Here is a 20,885-nt window from a genome sequence, read left to right on the forward strand (position 1 = left end):
GTTGACCGCAAGGCGTTCCATGTAGAAAGGAAGTGAACAGACGCAACCGATGCGTCTACGTATGAAAAAAGTTTCTTTTAATATGATCCGATCGGCCGGTATCAAGACGGATTATGCGAAACCCGAATATTATTTCGATCAGCTCGATAAGGTTCGCGCTGCCGACCTCGTCCTGTTCCCTGAGTATTGGATGGTCAATTCCATCATCTACGGGATGAATAAAGCAATCTTCCCATCACCTGCGACTTATCACCTCGGGCACGACAAGATCGAGATGACGCGCGCCTTCAAGGCGACATATCCGCATCGGATTCCGAAGACATTGATTTATGGAAAGAACCCATACACGATTGAACGCGTGTTGGAAGAATTCCACTACCCGTTCGTCGCCAAAAAAGCCAAATCCTCAATGGGTCAAGGGGTATGGTTAATCAAAAATGACCAAGACTGGTTAGAATACGTCGAGAATCATGATACGTTCTATGTCCAAGAGTTCATTCCGAATGATCGCGACTTACGCATCATCGTGATTGGAGAAGAGGTAGTCGGTGCCTATTGGCGTGTCAGCGAGGCTTTTTTAAACAATGTCGCTCAAGGGGCTAACTTCTCGTACGAAGACATCCCGGAAGACGTCGTCCAAGAAGTTCAATCGATTGCGAACACGTTATCCATCAATCACGCAGCGTTTGACGTCATCGTGACAGAAGATGGATTTTACATTTTAGAATTCAACGTCTTTTTCGGGTCGGAAGGATTGCTACCGCTCGGCGTGCAGCTCCCGCAAAAAATCGAGGAATACTTAAATTCACTCGGCTGATTAATCGTTCATCTTTTTTTCACAATTTGAACACACGTTATTCCAAGAACGTTTTTGAATATGGTATGATGACATATGAGGTTTATTCGAAAAGGGGGATTATGATGAAATTTGAGCAGTTCCACATCGAGGGAAAAGAAATCCGTTTTGGTTTGCTCGAGACGATCATGGATCATCATCATTTCATCCGTGAAGGTGCTTGGGATTACGAGCGTGCCACGTATGACATGAAATATGAGAAACAATCGACTGGCGAAACATTCTATCTTCGCTTACCTGTATACGCGATCGAAGGTCAAATCGAAGATCGTCACGCTGTTGTCAAAATGCTTACACCGATTTTAGGAAAGCATTATTATCCACACGGTGTTGAATACGATGAAGTCTTCCCAGAAGAAATCGTCCGCGACTGTGAGCGCCGTCTAAAAGCACTCGCAGAAACATTAGAAGTCAAACCCCTTGCATAAGCGAAGGGGTTTTTCTTATAGGCTCACATAAGTCGAGTCAAACGTTGTTTGGCAATTTACGTCGACAAGTCCTTTGATTCGATGATCACGCACCCTTTACTTTTATAATATATAATCATATCTTCTATTTTTTTCAAATCGTAGCTCGTGATGCAATCCGACAAGATGCTAACGGCATAGTCAGATTTCCGCAGATTGTAGCAAGTCGACTTCACACAGGCGGTCGCATCAGCCCCAGTGATATAAAACGTATCGATGTGATGCTGTTCAATGAACGTCACAAACGCTTCGCTCGTCAAAGCGTTGCCCTTGTATTTTGTAAACACGTGATCGGACACGAGCATCAAATCTGGTGCTAATTCCGCTCCTCGCGTTCCTGTTTTGAACGTTCTCGTCCCCGCCGATAAATTTTCATGCCGGATATAGACGATATGTAATTTCTTTTTGACCGCCCAATCGATTGCTTTATTGATGTTGTCGATGATTGCTTTGTAATTTTTCGTGATGTCATTTTGAATGTCAATAACGACTAAAGCCTGGTTCTGCATATTTCACCCTCCTCCATTTCTAAAAACGAACATTTGTTCGATTTAGTATTTAGTATAGCAAAGTTCGCCTCTGGAAGATATAGTCATGAGAAACACAGCGTCGAGCATATAAAAAAAGAGGCCCTTTGCGGGTCCTCCTTTATGTCATGTCGCAATGACGGTCAACGTCACATCGACTTGACCGAGCAATAAATCGAATTGGTCTCGAACATAGCGATACAATCGCTCTGCCTCGACGAGTGATAATGGTGCAATGATTTGATAATCATAGTGGTCTTTCGAGCGAGAGACGACTTTCACTTCTTTCAAGCCGAATTCAATCGCGCTACACGCGATCAAATCTTCAATCGCCCGTTCTGCAATCGTCACGTCTCCGTATGAATAGTCATTCCCAATCACAGCCATCGTATCGTTCATGGTGATCACTCCTTTTCATTCGCGAGCACTTTAACGTCCTCCATGATAGATTCGATATCGACCGGTTCATCCCCTGCCGTTGCCATCTGCGCGACAGCCCGGACATCATGATGGCGGTCGATGACGTACATCGTCGTCGCATGCGTCACGAGTCCGCTGTTCGCCTTCGAATAATAGAACTGTAGCTGGCGCGTGATCCGATCGATGTCTACCTGGTCTCCCGTCAACATCTTCCATCCAGTCGGCTCCGCTTGGAATGCTTCCCCGTAATTTTTCAGAACGGGCACGGTATCCACCTCCGGGTCAACCGTGATCGCAACGAGTTCTACGTCCGATCCGTATAAGTTCTCTTTTTTCAATTCTTTTTCGAGCTTCATGAAATCACGTAACGTGAGCGGACAAATATCTGGACAGTTCGTATAGAAGAACGTCACAATCTTCACTTTTCCGTTGTCGGAATCATAGGTCTCTTCATTTAATGCGTTCGTTAATGTGAACGGGGTTGGCTCTTGAATGACGGGTAGGTCGTCTTGATTGAAGAAAACAAAATACACGGCTACTCCGATGACGACAAGCGTCAAGACGGTCAAACCGACCGTCAAATAGCTATTCCGTTTCATACAGTTCTCCCTCTCTATGGATCATCCTCCGATTATCGCGCGGAATACGTTCGTCGTTTCACCTGGGTCATATGCCACATAGAGAAGAATGTAAACCGTCACACCCGTAATGGCCGTGAAGAACCAGACGACTGACGCTTTCGGTCCGATTTTCCGGTGTTTCTCGATCTTGTTTTTATAACCGAGATAGAGCGTAATCAATCCGAGGATACCACCTGTTGTCGCGAGAAGAATATGGAAAATCATAAAACCGAGATAGAACGGCTTCACTGAATCCGGTCCTCCGAATGCCGTGTTGCCGACAAAAATGGTACGTGAGACGTAAAGGATGAAGAACGTCGTCGCTGCAATCGCGGCGGCCGTCATCACCTTTTTATGTTTTTCGATGTTGCTGCGGTCTTTTGCGATAATCACCCACCCGATGGCGACAAGAATCGCACTGATGACGATGAATGACACACTAATTAAGGCAAGATAGTTCATCAATGTTTCCCCTTTATGTTCTGTTTAATTTTTTTCATTTGTTTCTTGCGGAGTGAATGACATGCCTTCATCAAGAGCAAGTGACTTCGTCCGTCGCACCCAACCGAAGAACGTCCAGCCGAAGAAGAAGCCGTACACGATCTCTTGACCGAGCTTCATGAGAACCCCACCGAAACGTTGATCTTCGAGCGCGCTGTTCGTCGCTCCCATCAATGCCTCTAAATCAATTCCAGAAACGTCACCGTTCGGGAGACAGTAGCCAAGGACTGTCGCAAACGTCTGCGGGTCCGTGTACGCATTATAGAGCGTCGTTTGACTGAAGATGATGAGCGCACAGGCAGGTGTCAATAAGACCCCGTTGGCGATAATGTACACCATTCGTTTCAAATCGGACATGCCTTCCTCTTCGTCTGAGACGAGTGGAACGATGACCGGATACCACATCGTCAAACTAAAGACGAGAAGGGCACCGTGGAAAATCCGGTGAACGCCATAGTTCGTCAAGACGTAGTCAAATACGACCGGCATATGGTAAATCGAGAACAATGCGTTGAATAAAATAAGCGCAATCAGTGGCTTCGTCAAAAACTTGAACGTCGGCCCAATCCATTTGAAGCTAAGTACTTTTTCAAACACCCAGTACGGTAGACCGTAAACGACGAGTGCCGGTGCCAAAATATAGACGAGCACCATTTGGAACATATGCACCGATAAAATGATATGTGCCATGACATCGATTGGACTTCCAAAACCGATGTAATACAAAACAATCGCAAACAACATACTAAACTTTTGTAATAACGTGGTCGAGGCATATCCTCGCTTCGCCATTCTCTCTGTCACGACGGCGTATAACACATAAATCCCGACCATGAGCAATCCGAACAGCGGACTCCATAACGTGAGCCAATCAAATTGATTGAGCAGCTCCGACGTATTCCAGAGCATCCGTTCACCCCTTTTCTTTCTCTCCCTAACCTTTGAAACCGTTCACTTCAAGATTACTATTCATTCATTTTTGAAGTAAAGGAAAAAGGACCGAATCATCCGTGTTTCCACAGATGTTCAATCCTTTGTCACAATTACCAAATGAGTAAGCGGAGTGCAGCGACCGTGATGATGGCGACAAAGATGCCTAGCCACATCATGACAACGATCCATGTGTTCCCACGGTTATTCATATGCATGAAGATATATAACTGTAGGAAGACTTGGATGACCGCCAAGATGATTAAGAAACCACCTGCTGCCCACACTGGCATCAATTCCGCATAGACGGCGCCGAATGCCACGAATGTGAGTAAAATCATCATTGCGAAACTGATCAATTGAAGCTGATACTCACGTTTCGACTCTGCTTTTACTTCAAGCTCTAACTGCTTGTGAGATTCGTTCATTACTCGTTTTTCCATATTAGTTCACCATCCCTAAGAGGTAGACGATTGAGAAGATGAAGACCCAAACAACGTCGATAAAGTGCCAATATAGACTCGATACATAGAACTTTGGTGCATTGTATACATCGATCGGACGGTTCCAGTTACGAATCAAGAGTGTCGTAATCCAGAGGAGACCGAACGTTACGTGCGCACCGTGGAAACCAACCAACGTATAGAAGGCTGAACCGAATGCGCTCGATGTGAACGTGTGACCGATGTGGTAGTAGTGAATGAACTCGTAAATCTCAGCACCAAGGAAGCCGGCACCAAGAAGGAGTGTGACAATCAACCAAAGCTTCATACGCCCTGGATTGTTTGCTTTCATGTTCATCATCGCAAGGACACTTGTAAGTGAACTTGTGAGGAGGAGCATCGTCATGATGAAGACGAGCTCCATTTCGAAAATGTTATACGAACGTAATTCCTCTGGCGCACCAGAGTTCAAGAGACCAACGTATGTTCCAAAGAGCGAGGCGAAGAGGACTGTCTCTCCACCAAGGAAGAACCAGAAGGCCACATATTTATTTTTCCCTTCCAGTGTTGCTTTCTCTGGATTGGCCGGGATACCGGTCACTGGGTGTTTTTCAACTGCATGTGCCATTTATTGTTCTCCTTTCTCACGAATCGCTTTCAAGTCTGCTTCGACTTGTGACTTCGGAATGTAGTAGCCGTGATCGTCAATCCAAGAACGTAGGAACATCGAGACGAACGTCATCGCTAATCCAAATCCAATCAATGACCAACCGACGACCGTGTTATCCATCTGGAAGATGGCACCGAGTCCCGCGATAAAGAGGCCGAGTGACATGAAGAACGGAATGAGCGAGTTGTTCGGCATGTGGATGTCCGAAACTTCTTCAGCGACTGACACGCGTTTGTTGCCAGCCATTTTCTCGAGCCAGAACGTATCAAGTCCTTTGACGAGTGGTGTTTGTGCAAAGTTGTACTCCGGAGTCGGAACAGGAAGTGTCCACTCAAGCGTACGTCCATCTCCCCAGTGGTCTGGTTTGACGCGGTCTTTCGACAAGAAGGCTTTCACAACAGCGACGAGCAGGACAATCGTTGACACACCCATGAAGAATGCACCGATTGTCGAGAGCATGTTGAGTGTATCCCAACCTTGACCATCGAGGTATGTGAAGACTCGACGTGGCATACCGAACAATCCGAGGAAGTGTTGCGGGAAGAACGTCAAGTGGAACCCGATAAAGAACAACCAGAACTGCCAGTATCCAAGCTTTTCAGAAAGGGCTTTTCCGAACATGAGTGGGAACCAGTAGTAAAGTCCTGCGAAGAGACCGTATACAACCCCACCTACGATTACGTAGTGGAAGTGAGCGACAACGAAGTAGCTGTCGTGGTACTGATAGTCAGCCGGTGCGACCGAGAGCATAACCCCTGTCATCCCACCTACGAGGAATGAAGGAATGAACGCGACTGAGTAAAGCATGGCGACGTTGAATTTAATTTGACCGCCCCACAGTGTGAAGAGCCAGTTAAAGATTTTAACACCCGTTGGTACGGCAATCGCCATCGTTGCAACAGCGAAGATCGAGTTGGCAACTGGACCAAGACCGACTGTGAACATGTGGTGAACCCAAACCATGAATCCAAGGAAACCGATGAGCATTGTCGCGAAGACCATCGTCGTGTAACCGAAGAGACGTTTACGTGAAAATGTCGGAATGATTTCCGAGAAAATACCGAATGCCGGTAAGATCAAGATGTATACTTCTGGGTGACCGAAGATCCAGAAAAGATGTTCCCAGATGACAACGTTCCCGCCAAGCGCCGGGTCAAAATAAGCAGCTCCGAAGAGTCGCTCGAACATCAACATGAACAATCCGACCGTAAGTGGTGGGAATGCGAAGACGATCAATGCCGATGCAACGAAAGTCGTCCATGTGAAGAGTGGCATACGCATGAGTTTCATTCCTGGCGCACGCATGTTCAAGATGGTGACAAGGAAGTTAATCCCGGCCATCAGTGTACCGAAACCTGAAATCTGAAGACCGAGAGCGTAGAAGTCTACCCCTGTCGCTTCCGGTTGTGTTGAAAGTGGAGCGTAAGCCGTCCACCCTGCGTTTGGTGCTGCTCCGAAGAACCAGCTCAAGTTAAGCATGACTCCACCGAAGAAGAACAACCAAAAACCTAATGAGTTAATGAATGGGAACGCAACGTCGCGTGCCCCGATTTGAAGTGGTACGACGGCGTTCATGAAACCGAATAGCATCGGCATGGCCGCTAGGAAGATCATCGTCGTCCCGTGCATCGTAATCAACTGGTTAAATGTCTCACCGCTGACGAAATCGTTCATTGGTTTGACGAGTTGCCAACGAATCACTAATGCTTCAATTCCACCGAGAAGGAGGAAGAAGATTCCTGAGAACAAATACAAAATACCGATTTTTTTGTGGTCAACCGTCGTAATCCAATCCATGATGCCATTGTATTTACGCGATTGCTGCATTGCAGTGGTCTGTGCCACGTGAAATCCCCCTTTTCCCGTTAGTCAATCTTCTGCTCATACAAGAAGTCAACGAGTGCATCTAATTCTTCGTTGCTGATTTGACCTTCATTGAATCCTGGCATAAGAGCCCCTTGTTTCTTCTCTTGCGGGTCACGAATCCACTCTTTCAAGTTGTCCTTGTTGTTTTCGAGGTAACCTGCGAGCCATTCACGATCACCGAAGTTCGTCAAACTTGGTGCCACTTTACCGCCGCCGTGACAGCTTAAGCAGCTTTGGACATACACTTCTTCACCTGTCGTCAAGTTCGTGTTGTCTGCGACGAGTTTCTCACCGTTCTCGTCTTGCTTGGCTTTCATGTCAGCGAGCCATTGATCATATTCTTCTTGCTCGAGCGCGATGACTTTAAAGTCCATAAGGGCATGTGACGGACCGCAAAGCTCAGCACATTTCCCGTAGTAAGTACCTGGTTCATTTGCATGTAACCACATTTCGTTATCAAGTCCTGGGTTCGTATCTGTCTTACCAGATAAAGCTGGTACCCAGAATGAGTGAATGACATCTTTAGACGTCAAGTTGATGCCGACTCGTTTTCCGACTGGAATGACGAGCTCTTGCCCTGTCACAACACCTGCTTCTGGATATTCAAATTCCCACCAGTACAAGTTAGCTGTAACGTTGATTTCTTCTTCTTTTTTCGCTTCTTTCGCTTTCGCGAGTTCGACAGTCGTCGTGATTGTCGGAACAGCGAGAATGATGAGAAGGATAATCGGAACGACTGTCCAAATCATCTCGAGTGTACTGCTACCTTCAACTTGCTTCGGAATCGATTCATCTTTCCGACGGAACTTCATGAGCACGTACACGTAAATGACCGAGACGATGATGAGTACGAAGAGCATGATCGCCAAACTGATGAGAATGATGCGGAGCTGAAGCTCAGCCCCTTCTCCCATCGGCTTCAATGCAGACAATCCCTCTTGACCGCAACCTGATAACAGGACTGCGAACATCATCATCGGGACGATGCCAAACAGAAGCTTCTTAAATGATTTCACAACAATCCCCACTTTCTCCCAAAATGATGTGTAATGGTTTTCTATATAGTGAGTGCGATCACCAGAGTGCTGTCAAAATCAGCGCGATAATCCACACGACTAAATAAATTAATGAATAGAAGAACATTTTGTTTGCCCACTTGATTTCATCCTCGGCGTTGAATCCTTTCAACCCGAGATACAACCAGTAGCCCCCTAAACCGGCTGCGACTGTCAAGTAAACAAGACCATAGTGCATAAATAAGAGCGATGCCGGAATCAGCGTCGCAATCCACCAGATGATTTGCCGTTTCGTGATGGCAAATCCGTTCACGACCGGAAGCATCGGAATGCCTGCCGCTCGATACTCTTCCGTCCGTCGCATGGCGAGCGCCAGGAAGTGTGGTGGTTGCCATAAGAACATGACAAGGAACATGAGCCACGCATCGATATATAGATTTGGATCAATTGCTGCCCAACCGATGAGCGGTGGAACGGCTCCTGAAATACTACCGACGACTGTATTGAGCGTACTCGTACGCTTCAGCCACATCGTATAAATCACGACATAAAAAAATGCTCCGATTAAACCGAATACTGCGGCGACGTACGATACAAGGAGCAATAGTAGTGTTCCGATTGCAAGTTGTGTCAATCCAAGGAGTAAAATCTTCTCTCCTGAAATCTTGCCGGTTACACTCGGTCGATTGTCCGTACGATCCATTAAGTAATCGATATCTCGGTCCACAAAGTTGTTTAGGTAACAACTCCCCGAAATCACGAGTGCGCTTCCTAACATCGTTAATAAGAGCTGTGGCCAAACTTCAAACAAGTAAAGGACTGGCGTATCGCTCTGGTACGTCGCTGCCACGAAGAATCCTGCAAACACCAACAACAGGTTGGCGCGAACGATTCCCATTTTCGCTAAGGCGACGTAATCTCGGAATGACGTTGATTCTGTATACTCTACATCTACCATCATCCCTGGGTTGACTTTTGTCATACTGACCCCCCCACATAATCACGAAATCCTCGCATTCTCTTCACGGAAAAAACACAATATGAACAAAATACACTTAACTCTCTACAAAGATACCATATTTTTTTATAAAATACGCCCTTTATGCTTGTAAAATAGCGAGTTTTTTGTGTCAATAGTGTGATATTTGTCACACCTTATGTGCTTTACTAATATTAGAATAACGTTTTTGATAACGATTGCAAGCTTTTCCATTTCGTTTTTTGAACAGAAAGCCGTATAATAAGTATGGCGAAAAAAATATAAATAAACAAGGTACATTTTTAACGGATTTTGATTAGAAGCAGGTGGTATTGCATGCATAAAAAACTCGCGTTTTTCTCAGGGTTTGTCACCCTCGGGATGATGCTTGTCCTCATCATGGGTGGAACCGTGACGAAGACGGATTCAGGAGATGGTTGTGGGACGGACTGGCCACTCTGTCATGGAAAATTAATCCCAACCAACCCAAGCGTTGAAACGATGATCGAATACAGTCACCGGGTAGTCTCCGGAATCGAAGGTCTTCTCATCATTGCGCTCGCCATTTGGACGTTCATCGCGGTCAAACATCGGGTCGATGTGAAAATCTTCGCGTTTCTCGCATTTATCTTTATGCTCATCCAATCGATCATTGGAGCGGGCGCGGTCATTTGGCAACAGTCGGACGCCATCCTGGCCCTTCATTTCGGCATTTCTCTCGTGTCGTTCGCATCGTTACTCATTTTGACGATTCTGTTATTCGAAGGTGACCGAGAGCATCAAGTCGTATCGAGACGGTTGAGATCTCATCTTTACGGTCTCTCGATCTATACGATGATTGTCGTCTACACCGGAGCTTACGTCCGTCACCTCGGTGCTACATATGCTTGTGTCGGTTGGCCGATTTGTGAACAAGAAGTGTGGACGTTTGAGTCGTATGTGCAGATGGGACACCGTGTGATGGCCGGGCTACTCGTCTTGTACACGTTGTATGTTCTTTACTTGGCACGTAAAGAAATGAATCGATTGATTGAGCGCGGCATGATGGCGTCTCTCTTCTTCATCCTGCTTCAAGTCGGTACAGGTGCATGGATCGTTCTTGGGGGACACGCGACTTACGTTCCGCTCCTTCACGCCTTCTTGATCACTTGTTACTTCGGCATCCTGTCGTACCTCTCTTATCACGCGTATCGGTCGACAGCGCGACAAGACGGGGCACAATTGAAAAATATGAACGGATAACCAAACAAAAAAGCGCCGCGGCGCTTTTTTATTTACAATGCTTTAAATCGTTCGAGGGCACGCTCTCTCGCTTCTTTATGATCAACGAGTGGCATGGCATAGTCGTCTCGCTCTGACGGGTCCGGAAAGTGAATCGATTTATCTGTTATATGTTTCAGCTCCGGCACATACTTCCGGATGAACGTTCCGTCAGGGTCAAATCGCTCGGATTGCGTCGTCGGATTGAAAATACGGAAATACGGAACAGCGTCCGTCCCGACTGATGCCGCCCATTGCCATCCCCCGATATTCGACGCTGCCTCATAATCGATCAGCTTTTGCTCGAAATACCGTTCCCCTTTTCGCCAATCGAGAAGGAGATGTTTCGATAGGAAAGATGCAACAATCATGCGTAGGCGGTTGTGCATCCACCCTGTCTCGTTCAACTGACGCATCGCGGCGTCGACGATTGGATACCCGGTTTCCCCGTTACACCACTTTTCGAACTGCTCTTCATTGTCCTCCCATTCAATCGACTTGTATTTATCATTGAACGGTTGATCTTTCAATCCGTGGAACTTTACCATGACCATGTAATAAAATTCGCGCCACAACAGCTCATCATAATACGTGTCGCGCCCTTTTGATTGTCTCGCCGACAACACTTGTTCGGCGATCGTGCGAATCGACAACACACCTGTCCGTAAATAAGGAGATAGTCGACTCGTCCCCGCGATGCTCGGAATGTCACGCTTCTCGTCATAATCGACCATGCGATCATTGACGAAGCGGGTCAATCGCTTCTTCGCTTCCGTTTCCCCTAGCCCTTTCCATTCACGTTTACATCGCTTGAAGAGCTCTTTCAGTTCACTCGGTTGTTCATTCTTTGAACGGATGTACTGAGATAAACGATCGACATCAACCTCATATGGTGCGGGTGGCTGTTCGGCATACGCCGCTTTTTTGAACGGGGTGAACACCTTATAGGGATCGCCACCTTTTGTACGGAACGCATCGGGATGAAACAGATGCCGGTCAAGGAGTCGTACGACTTTAACCTCTTCACTAAGTGCTTCAATCACACGGTCATCCCGCTGTTTGAACGGTTCCACATACTCCGCATTAAAATAGAGCACATCCATCTCGCCGAGCTGTTTCACGAACGCATCCTCCGTCTCCGCGACGAGGACACGAAGCCCTAACCCTTTCGCTTCTAAATCATCCATGAACGTTCGCATCGTCGAGAAGAAATAGTCATGCCGCACTTCGAATGGGTGACAGTATTTCGGATTCAACCAAAAGACGAAGTCTAGGTCATCTCCTTCCCCCATATCTTTCAATACACGGTGTAACATATGATTATCGGTCAGTCTAAAATCTGAACGAAACCAACATACTCGTCTCATGATTTCCACTCCCATCTACAAAAAAGAAGCATAGCGCGCTATGCTTCTTTTGATTATACAAATTCAATCAACAAGTCGTCACTTTGTATTGTGTCGCCTTCTTTAATATGGATGGCCTTAATCTCACCATCTTGTGCCGCTTGAATTGTCGTTTCCATCTTCATCGCTTCTGTGACGAGCAACTGCTCCCCACGGTGAACGCGACTTCCTGGTTCGACCAATACTTTCAAGACAGACCCCGGCATCGATGCACCGACTTGTTTGGCGTTCGAACGATCGACTTTCGGACGGCTTGTCGTTGCCGATTTGACATTGACATCTTTAATCTCGATTTCACGTGGTACCCCGTTCATCTCATACGAGACTAGGCGGATGCCATCTTCATTCGCCGCACTCACTTGTACGAGCTTGATGATTAATGTTTTTCCTGTCTCGATTTCAACTTGGATTGTCTCCCCGACGTTTAATCCGTAGAAGAACGTCAACGTGTCGAGCACCGATACATCCCCGTAGGTCGTTGTATGTTTGATATAGTCTTCGTACACTTTCGGATAAAGCGCATGGGCAAGAAGTTCAAAGTCCGTCACCGGTCGCTCGAATTTTTCGAATAGTTCTTGGCGTGCCGATTCAAAGTCATATGGCTTGATCAATTTACCAGGACGAACGTTTAATGGCTCTTCCCCTTTCAAGATGACTTGTTGTACATCTTTCGGGAATCCACCTGGAGGCGTCCCCAATTCACCACGCATCATTTCGACGACCGAGTCCGGGAAGTCCAACTGGTGTCCGCGCGTCATCACATCTTCTTCCGTCAAGTTATGCTGGACCATGAAGAGCGCCATATCACCGACAACTTTAGATGAGGGCGTCACCTTGACAATGTCCCCGAACAACATGTTCACTCGGGCATACATCGCCTTGACTTCGCCCCAACGGTCTCCAAGCCCGACCGCTTTCGCCTGCTGTTGGAGGTTTGAATATTGTCCACCCGGCATCTCGTGCTCATACACGGATGGATGCGGGGCACGCATATCACTTTCAAACGGTTCATAGTTATGACGCACGTCTTGCCAGTAGTCACTGATGATCTCATATTGTTTCGGGTCGACCTTCGGCTGACGTTCGTGGTGGTTGAGCGCGTAGACCAAACTTCCACCTGAAGGCTGTGACGTCATCCCTGACATCGAGCTCGCTGCAACGTCAACGATATCGACACCGGCATCTGTCGCACGAGCATAGGTGAAGATCCCGTTACCGGAAGCATCGTGTGTATGCAAGTGGATTGGTAAGTCCACGGCGTCTTTCAATGCCGATACGAGTGCATAGGCCGATTCCGGCTTCAATAGACCGGCCATATCTTTGATTGCCAAGATATGCGCACCACTCGCCTCAAGTTTCTTCGCGAGGTCGATATAATACGGAAGGTGGTACTTCGGACGGTTGCCATCGTACAAGTCTCCCGTATAACAGATGGCCGCCTCCGCCACTTTCCCAGTCGGAAGTGTCGCATCGATTGCCAATTGAATCGATTCTAAGTTGTTGAGACTGTCAAAGATTCGGAACACGTCGACTCCGGCATATGCCGCTTCGTGTACGAATTTCTCAATGACGTTGTCTGCATAGTTTTTGTATCCGACCGCATTCGCACCGCGTAGCAACATTTGAATCAAGACGTTCGGCATCTTCTCACGAAGCTTCATGAGACGTACCCATGGGTCTTCGGATAAGAAGCGGTAGGCGACGTCGAACGTCGCTCCACCCCACGCCTCGACCGAGAACAATTCTGGCATGAGTTTGCTTGTCGGTTCGGCAATGTTCAAAATGTCCTGTGTCCGCATGCGCGTCGCGAGCAACGATTGATGGGCATCTCGCATCGTCGTATCCGTCAGCAACAATTCCGGTTGACGTTTGATCCAATCGGCGAGGCCGTCCGGTCCAAGCTCTGTAAGAATTTGTTTCGTCCCTGGCTTCGCTTCTGCTGGGAGGTCATGTGGGATTCGCACCGAACGGCTGATCGGCTTGTCTTTCAGACCGACACCCGGGAATCCATTCACCGTCACGTCCCCGATATAGTTCAACAGTTTCGTCCCACGGTCTTTTCGTTTCGGGAAGACGAACAGTTCTGGCGTCTCATCGATGAATGACGTGTTGTAATCTCCATTGATAAAGTTCGGGTGCTTCATGACGTTAATCAAGAACGGAATGTTCGTCTTGATTCCGCGAATCCGGAACTCGTTCAAGTTTCGAACCATCTTCGAGGCCGCTTGTTCGAAAGTCATGCCATGTGTGGACAATTTCACGAGAAGTGAATCGTAGTACGGTGAAATCTCTGCACCGACATACGCATTTCCACCGTCAAGACGGACACCAAAGCCGCCTGGAGAACGGTAAGCCATGATTTTCCCAGTATCCGGCATGAAGTTGTTGCCTGGGTCTTCAGACGTAACACGTGATTGAATCGCATAACCGAGAAGTTTAATGTCTTCTTGCTTCGGCATTTGAATCATATCGCCGTGGAGCGACTCACCTTGCGCGATCATCAATTGTGTTTGAACGATATCAAAGCCTGTGACCATCTCTGTGATCGTATGTTCCACTTGAATACGTGGGTTGACCTCGATGAAGTAGAACGACTCGTCCTCGGTCACCAAGAATTCGACCGTACCGGCGTTGACGTAACCGACGTGACGCATGAGTTGGACCGCCGCATCACAAATCGCTTGGCGTGATGCATCAGACAAGGTCACACACGGCGCCACTTCGACGACTTTTTGGTGACGGCGCTGAACCGAACAGTCACGCTCGAACAAGTGGATGATGTGACCGTGCTCATCTCCAAGAATCTGCACCTCGATGTGTTTCGGACGTTCGACGAGTTTTTCTATGTACACTTCGTCAGAACCGAACGCCTGCTTCGCTTCTGATTTTGCACGTTCAATCAAATCTTTCATTTCCGCTTCTGTACGAATGACACGCATTCCGCGGCCTCCGCCACCCATCGACGCTTTGACCATGAGCGGGAATCCGTGCTCGTTCGCAAATGTTTCCGCGTCTTCATATGATGTGAGCGGTCCATCCGAACCCGGAATGACAGGAAGACCCGCAGCAATCGCACTCTGACGTGCTCGTACTTTATCCCCGAACGCATGTAAATGTGACTCATGCGGTCCGACAAAGATGATGCCCTCTTCACGGCAACGCCGTGCGAGTTCAATGTTCTCTGAAAGGAAACCATACCCTGGGTGAATCGCATCACTGCCTGACTCCTTAGCGATTCGAATCACGTCTTCGATATCGAGATACGCATCGATCGGCTTTTTGTCTACACCGATCAAGTAGGCCTCATCGGCTTTAAAGCGATGTAAGGAACCACTATCTTCTTGCGAATAGACAGCGACCGTTCGAATACCTAACTCTGTCGCCGCTCGAAATACGCGAATGGCAATTTCCCCACGGTTTGCAACAAGTAACTTTTTAATTGGTTTCAAATGAAATCCCCCCGTTAATGAAGTTTATTTGTTTCCTTATCTGACGACGTGAAGCGATGAGCGTTGAACGTTTTCTTCTGACTTCACCCGAATTTCTTCTCGTCGTGTCGCCTCTCGATGACGGTTACGCATCGAGATACTGCTGAGCACCCCGAGAACACCCATCATCATGATGAGCGATGTTCCTCCATAACTGACCAGTGGCAAGGTTACACCTGTCCCTGGGAACCAACCGGACATCGCACCGATATTGATAGCCGTCTGGATCATAATTTGTGAGGCAATCCCAAACGACACGAACATCCCAAAGTGACTATCCGCATGATTGGCGATATGAATCGCGCGAAAGGCGATGAAGAAGAGCAGGACCAAAACCGTCAATACACCGAAGAACCCTAACTCCTCCGCAATGATTGACATGATATAGTCGGTTTCTGGTTCTGGCAAATACCCATACTTTTGAAAACTGTTCCCGAGTCCGACTCCGGTCAATCCCCCATGTACAATTGAGATGATCGACATGAGCAATTGGTGTCCATATCCTTCCGGGTCCATGAACGGGTTGAACACGACTTCAATCCGACTTCGTTGATTCTCCGAAAAGATGGTCGTGAACAATACAAATACAGTACCCATCCCAGCTAAAATCCCCGGAATCAAAATTCGAAGCGGCGCCCCGACACCGAACCACATGAGCAACATGATGGAACCGAGGACGAATAACCCACCCATATCCGGCTGTCCATTGATTGCGATGGCGTAGAACGAAAAGTAAAAGAGGACAGGCACTAAAAAGAAGGCGCCGATTTGTGCACGCAACCCTTTTTTCGTGATCGCGGCCCGCGCTAGTCGACCCGGGAGTCCCTTCAACTCATTGTTCCATAGTTCATGGTAGTAGTTCGCAAGCAGTATGATGAGAACGAATTTCGCAATCTCGACCGGTTGAATGGTCATTCCGCCGATGATGAGCCAAGCCCGGGCCCCATTCAATGGAGGCATCGCCCACGTGACAAACAGCAAGATGACAGAGAGCGCATAAAGACCGAGGCGAATGCCTTTTTTCCGAAACATCTCATATCGGAACAACGTCGCAATCAAATAGACAAAGATTCCAATGCCAACGTAGACGAGCTGGCGATAGAATAAACTACTATTCGCGTAATCCCCACGATTCCAAACACTCGCACTATAAATCATGATGGAGCTTAGCCCGACGAGTAAGAGCACTGACAAAAACAACGCAAAATCAAAATACCGAAACCGTGTTTTCATGTATTCACTTCCTTATGTAAAACAATCCGACAACCCTTATAAAAAAATACTCAAACAGCGCCACTTGCACAGTTTGAGTATAAGGTTCATAATTCTGAAGCTTCTGCCAAGGCAGATAACTTTTGTTCCAATGAATCGAGCAGTCCTTTACCTTCAATGTCTGAAATGAGTCCAAGACGAACCGCGAAATCAATTTGGCGCGATAGTCCAAACATATGTGTATCAAGCACCTCTTCATAAAGCGGGCACTTCGGCATTTTTAGGTTTTCTAACTGCACTTCAATCAGACAACGGATTTTTTCAGCATCCGCCTCGAGTAATTGAAGCGCTTGCTCCCGTTGGATTGCAGCCAAATTTGTCGCCACTACGACCCCTCCTCCGTACGATGACAGACTGTTTGTCATAACTCAACTGTACATTATCTTTCATCATAATTCAATGTACAGTATGAATGAACGCGACATTCTTCCTCTTTTCCATTTTACGAGAAAGAGCGCTATAATGAAACGTGTAATGTGTATGAAGGGGGATATAAGCATGATTTTTCCACTTGATGGAGCGGTTCGCCACAGTCTGACGATCGACCCGACCGTATGGATTTTTGACGAACGAAAACGAAAGATTGAAGATTTGGACTCGGTGACGGAGAATGATCGTGAGGCATACTATGCGAAAATGGGGAAAGCATGGGATGACGGATTGTCACAAGGAACTCGAATCGACCACAACAAACCGATGTCTCGACAAGACAAGGATGCAGCATTACGCGACTCGTTCGCCATGCCGCTCGCGCCTTTTTTAAACAATGCCGAACCGATTGAGCTCGCGACACATGTCCGTTTTTACGGTGAGACCATATTGACTCTATCGCTCAGCGAGGCATCGCGCGTATATTTACAATTTTCAAAAGACGGAAAAGTACTTACTGACGGACCTGTCTATGTATTATATGAGGATCAGGTCATTCGCCAAGTCAATCATATCACCGTATTAAGCAATCAATGAGAAGGGTCACACCTTCTCTTTTTTTGGACTTTTTAGTTCACAAAGTGTAGTATATAGAGTGTTGACTACAAATTGAATAAGAAAGGTCGTGACGCTTACGATACCTCTATGGAAACGAAACTTAATGGTTGTTTGGATCGGTAGCTTCTTGACCGCTGCGTCGATGAGTCTCGTCCTACCATTCCTCCCATTGTTCATCGAACAACTCGGGGTAAAGGATCCGGACCACGTCGTCACTTGGTCTGCGATTGCGTTCGGCGCGACGTTCCTCGTAGCTGCCATCGTCTCTCCGATGTGGGGGCGCTTGGCTGACCGAAAAGGAAGAAAGCTGATGCTCATCCGAGCCAGTCTCGGGATGGCCATCGTCATGTTCCTCATCAGCTTCGTCCAAGACGTATATCAACTCGTCGGGTTGCGTTTACTCATGGGGGCCGTGTCTGGATTTATTTCAGCCGGCATCACGTTGGTCGCATCCCAAACCCCAAAAGAGAAAAGTGGCTGGGCGCTCGGTACCCTGTCAACCGGTGGAATCACTGGTGGTCTACTCGGTCCCCTCATCGGCGGACTGCTCGCAGACTGGATTGGGCTTCGATCCGTTTTTCTCTTTACCGGAAGTGCACTCTTCCTGACGTTCCTCATCACGCTTTGGTTCGTAAAAGAAGATTTTGTCCCAGTGAAACGCGAAGAACTCGCGTCGATGAAATCGATTTTCGCCTCACTGCGACATCCACAGTTGATTGTCGGTCTGTTTGTGACAACGTTCCTCATTCAGTTCTCGACACAATCCATCGGACCACTCTTGACATTATACGTACGTGAATTGAATCCGAACACTACCGCGCTCGCCTTCATGGCAGGGATTGTCGCCTCTGCTCCGGGACTGGCCGCTCTCGTTTCGGCGCAGCGTCTCGGACGGTTATCGGACAGACACGGAGCAGAGCGCATCTTGTTTTGGGCACTGCTCCTCTATAGCCTCTTCTTGATTCCGCAAGCATTCGTTACCTCAACGACTCAACTCATCTTGTTGCGTTTCGGAATCGGGTTCGCAACGGCCGCCTTGATGCCGTCCGTTCAATCGCTACTGCGCCAGCATACGCCGGTCTCTGCGACGGGGCGCATCTTTTCATACAATCAGTCCGCTCAGTTCATGGGGAATCTACTCGGACCGCTATTTGGATCCCAAATCGTGGCACACTTCGGATTTTCTGCCCTGTTCATCATTACAGGATTGATTATGATCTCGAATGCCTTTTTAGAACGGACGAACGTCCAGTCGTTACAACTCGATACAAAATAACGCCGAGCACGAAGCTCGGCGTTATTTGTGTATATCGCTTATAGTAAATCAGCCGCCAATCGTGCAAGGGACGAACGTTCCCCTTTCACGAGTTGCACGTGTCCGAAGACGTTTTGTCCTTTGAAGCGTTCCACTGCGTACGTCAATCCGTTCGAATACTCATCTAAATATGGATGGTCGATCTGATACGGGTCACCGACGAGAACGATTTTCGAGTTCTCTCCAACGCGAGTGAGAATTGTTTTAATTTCATGCTTCGTTAAGTTCTGCGCCTCATCGATGATGATGAACTGGTCCGGCATACTTCTACCTCGAATATAGGTGAGCGCCTCGAGCTGAATCGATTTCATACCGGCTAGAATATTGCCGAGCTCATCTTTTGAATTCGCATTGAATAAAAATTCTAGGTTATCATAAATCGGTTGCATCCATGGGCGAAGCTTCTCTTCCATCTCCCCTGGCAAATAACCGATATCATTCCCCATCGGCACGACCGGACGAGCGACGACGAGCTTATTGTAACGCTGTTCATCCTCGACGAGCGAGAGCCCTGCTGCTAGAGCAAGGAGCGTCTTCCCGGTACCGGCTTTCCCAAGTAAGGTGACAAACGGAATGTCATCTCGAAGCAACAGGTCGAGGGCCATCCGCTGTTGAACGTTTCGCGGATGAATTCCCCAAATATGATCTGCATCGAGTGCCAGCGGTCGTAAAATCGGTTGAAGCGAATCGACCACAGCAAGCGCACTCGCTTTCGACACATTACTTTTCAAGACGACGAACGAGTTCGGATATAGCACTTGTTTCGTCAAGGCCGTCGTCGGCAATTGATGAACTTTATAAAATTCATCGATGAGCGACTGATCGACTTCAATCTCTCGATAGCCGGCGTATAAGTCCGTCGTGTCAACGATATGATCTGTCAGATAGTCTTCTGCGTCAATTCCAATGGCGTCCGCTTTGACACGGACCAATATATCTTTTGAGACGACGACGACTTTTCGACCCGCGTCATGCTCGTATTGTTTCATTAATCCTAACGCTACCATTAAGATGCGATTATCATTCGTCATGACATCGAACGGGATATCGACCTGGTGTTCATGACCGATTTCGACAAACAAACGTCCTCCGTTCTCAAGCGGGACCCCGTCATGGAGTTTTCCCGATGTCCGGAGTTGGTCGAGGACACGCGATGTTTCACGGGCGTTCCGCCCGACCTCATCCATGTTACGTTTCTTCCCATCTAACTCTTCTAGGACGATGGCTGGAATGACCACGTCGTGTTCTTCAAATTGAAATAAGGATAGCGGATCATGTAGGAGTACGTTCGTATCGAGTACATACGTTTTTTTCATAGACTTTGCCGCCCCTCGAATATAGGATGGTATTCAAGAATGAAGACTTTCCTTCACTTCACGGTCAAGCTTTTCCGCCGCACGAATATCGTATGTTTTCGTGATTTCGGGCTGTGCGTAAGCTGCTCCATAAAACGAGATGTTCCTCACTTCTTCGACATGTCCTTCAAAAAAACGAAGATGAAGGCTTGGTTTGACCGCCGGGTCGAACTCTCGAATTGATGAGAGTAAAACATGATAGGACTGACCATCTTCGATAAAGATGAGGCCAGCCGTCTTTTCAGTCGTCAAGATGGTCACGATATGGGAATTTCTCGTTAATGCGAACCGGACCGTGACAGCATCTAACGCTTGCACCCAACTGATGGCATGGCTGATCGGCCAACGCTTTGCCTCGTCAAAACCAACGAGAAATGTTAACGGCATGTCATTCAACAAGCGCTCTTGCGCAGCTGTCAGTTCAAACGTTGCCTTGCTCGCCATTCAACTCCCCTCCTTTTCACCGGGTATGGTTGTACCATTCTCCCTTACCGGTTCAATTCCCTG

At 47.6% G+C, this 20,885-nt stretch carries 21 protein-coding genes; 5 read left to right on the plus strand and 16 right to left on the minus strand.

The annotated features are described in order from the left end of the window. Positions 1–61 precede the first annotated feature (61 nt). Together KNO72_RS02380 and KNO72_RS02385 are read left to right on the plus strand one after the other, a co-directional pair. Positions 62–817, plus strand: coding sequence for an ATP-grasp domain-containing protein (locus KNO72_RS02380; protein WP_251028255.1), 756 nt, complete (start codon positions 62–64; stop codon positions 815–817). A gap of 104 nt (positions 818–921) precedes the next feature. Then, the gene (locus tag KNO72_RS02385) at positions 922–1,284 is read left to right on the plus strand and encodes a YugN family protein (protein ID WP_015881291.1); all 363 of its coding nucleotides are present in this window, start codon (positions 922–924) and stop codon (positions 1,282–1,284) included. Positions 1,285–1,340: 56 nt separating this feature from the next. Here the strand turns inward: KNO72_RS02385 and KNO72_RS02390 are convergent, their stop codons facing one another. The 10 genes from KNO72_RS02390 to cyoE form a co-directional block, all read right to left on the minus strand. Next, a complete protein-coding gene (locus KNO72_RS02390; RefSeq protein ID WP_214757144.1) occupies positions 1,341–1,832 on the minus strand; it encodes a cysteine hydrolase family protein in 492 nt (163 codons plus the stop codon). A 144-nt stretch (positions 1,833–1,976) separates the two neighbouring features. Next, positions 1,977–2,249, minus strand: a complete 273-nt coding sequence (locus KNO72_RS02395; RefSeq protein WP_078146636.1) for a hypothetical protein — start codon at positions 2,247–2,249, stop codon at positions 1,977–1,979. A 5-nt stretch (positions 2,250–2,254) separates the two neighbouring features. Next, a complete protein-coding gene (locus KNO72_RS02400) occupies positions 2,255–2,869 on the minus strand; it encodes an SCO family protein (RefSeq protein ID WP_015881288.1) in 615 nt (204 codons plus the stop codon). A 21-nt stretch (positions 2,870–2,890) separates the two neighbouring features. Beyond that, positions 2,891–3,352 (minus strand): DUF420 domain-containing protein, encoded by a 462-nt coding sequence (locus KNO72_RS02405; protein ID WP_015881287.1) that lies wholly within the window; start codon positions 3,350–3,352, stop codon positions 2,891–2,893. A gap of 24 nt (positions 3,353–3,376) precedes the next feature. After that, positions 3,377–4,300 carry a cytochrome c oxidase assembly protein gene (locus tag KNO72_RS02410; protein ID WP_078146635.1) on the minus strand — a complete coding sequence of 308 codons (924 nt, stop codon included), beginning with the start codon at positions 4,298–4,300 and terminating at the stop codon, positions 3,377–3,379. Positions 4,301–4,434: 134 nt separating this feature from the next. Next, positions 4,435–4,764, minus strand: a complete 330-nt coding sequence (locus tag KNO72_RS02415; protein ID WP_078146634.1) for a cytochrome C oxidase subunit IV family protein — start codon at positions 4,762–4,764, stop codon at positions 4,435–4,437. 1 nt (position 4,765) lies between these two features. Further along, entirely contained in the window at positions 4,766–5,392 is a 627-nt protein-coding gene (locus KNO72_RS02420) for a cytochrome (ubi)quinol oxidase subunit III (RefSeq protein WP_015881284.1), read from the minus strand. Beyond that, positions 5,393–7,261, minus strand: a complete 1,869-nt coding sequence (gene ctaD / locus KNO72_RS02425; protein ID WP_214733747.1) for a cytochrome c oxidase subunit I — start codon at positions 7,259–7,261, stop codon at positions 5,393–5,395. A gap of 38 nt (positions 7,262–7,299) precedes the next feature. Next, positions 7,300–8,277, minus strand: a complete 978-nt coding sequence (gene coxB, locus KNO72_RS02430; protein ID WP_214757293.1) for a cytochrome c oxidase subunit II — start codon at positions 8,275–8,277, stop codon at positions 7,300–7,302. Between the two features lie 97 nt (positions 8,278–8,374). After that, a complete protein-coding gene (cyoE, locus tag KNO72_RS02435) occupies positions 8,375–9,298 on the minus strand; it encodes a heme o synthase (RefSeq protein WP_214733658.1) in 924 nt (307 codons plus the stop codon). Positions 9,299–9,631: 333 nt separating this feature from the next. Between cyoE and KNO72_RS02440 the strand changes: the two genes are divergently transcribed. Next, entirely contained in the window at positions 9,632–10,537 is a 906-nt protein-coding gene (locus tag KNO72_RS02440; protein ID WP_015881280.1) for a COX15/CtaA family protein, read from the plus strand. A 32-nt stretch (positions 10,538–10,569) separates the two neighbouring features. Here KNO72_RS02440 and KNO72_RS02445 read toward each other — a convergent pair whose 3' ends face one another. The 4 genes from KNO72_RS02445 to KNO72_RS02460 all read right to left on the minus strand — a co-directional run bounded on the left by KNO72_RS02445 (position 10,570) and on the right by KNO72_RS02460 (position 17,047). Then, positions 10,570–11,922: a cryptochrome/photolyase family protein gene (locus KNO72_RS02445; RefSeq protein WP_214757145.1), complete on the minus strand. Its 1,353-nt coding sequence runs from the start codon at positions 11,920–11,922 to the stop codon at positions 10,570–10,572. 53 nt (positions 11,923–11,975) lie between these two features. Continuing rightward, positions 11,976–15,410: a pyruvate carboxylase gene (locus KNO72_RS02450; RefSeq protein WP_214757146.1), complete on the minus strand. Its 3,435-nt coding sequence runs from the start codon at positions 15,408–15,410 to the stop codon at positions 11,976–11,978. A 36-nt stretch (positions 15,411–15,446) separates the two neighbouring features. After that, complete coding sequence (locus KNO72_RS02455) at positions 15,447–16,682, minus strand: FtsW/RodA/SpoVE family cell cycle protein (RefSeq protein WP_214757147.1); 1,236 nt, start codon at positions 16,680–16,682, stop codon at positions 15,447–15,449. Positions 16,683–16,768: 86 nt separating this feature from the next. Then, entirely contained in the window at positions 16,769–17,047 is a 279-nt protein-coding gene (locus tag KNO72_RS02460) for an Fpa/YlaN family protein (RefSeq protein ID WP_015881276.1), read from the minus strand. Between the two features lie 172 nt (positions 17,048–17,219). On the opposite strand from KNO72_RS02460, the gene KNO72_RS02465 reads away from it, so the two are divergent. Together KNO72_RS02465 and KNO72_RS02470 are read left to right on the plus strand one after the other, a co-directional pair. Further along, positions 17,220–17,687 (plus strand): hypothetical protein, encoded by a 468-nt coding sequence (locus tag KNO72_RS02465; RefSeq protein WP_015881275.1) that lies wholly within the window; start codon positions 17,220–17,222, stop codon positions 17,685–17,687. A 124-nt stretch (positions 17,688–17,811) separates the two neighbouring features. Beyond that, entirely contained in the window at positions 17,812–18,984 is a 1,173-nt protein-coding gene (locus KNO72_RS02470; RefSeq protein WP_240499801.1) for a multidrug efflux MFS transporter, read from the plus strand. A gap of 38 nt (positions 18,985–19,022) precedes the next feature. Here KNO72_RS02470 and KNO72_RS02475 read toward each other — a convergent pair whose 3' ends face one another. Together KNO72_RS02475 and KNO72_RS02480 are read right to left on the minus strand one after the other, a co-directional pair. Continuing rightward, entirely contained in the window at positions 19,023–20,339 is a 1,317-nt protein-coding gene (locus KNO72_RS02475; protein WP_214757149.1) for a PhoH family protein, read from the minus strand. Between the two features lie 33 nt (positions 20,340–20,372). Continuing rightward, positions 20,373–20,822 (minus strand): PNPOx family protein, encoded by a 450-nt coding sequence (locus tag KNO72_RS02480; protein ID WP_074037365.1) that lies wholly within the window; start codon positions 20,820–20,822, stop codon positions 20,373–20,375. Between the last annotated feature and the right edge of the window lie 63 nt (positions 20,823–20,885).

Origin of the sequence: Exiguobacterium sp. s123 (assembly GCF_018617075.1) — a bacterium.
Taxonomy (GTDB): Bacteria; Bacillota; Bacilli; order Exiguobacteriales; family Exiguobacteriaceae; genus Exiguobacterium; species Exiguobacterium profundum.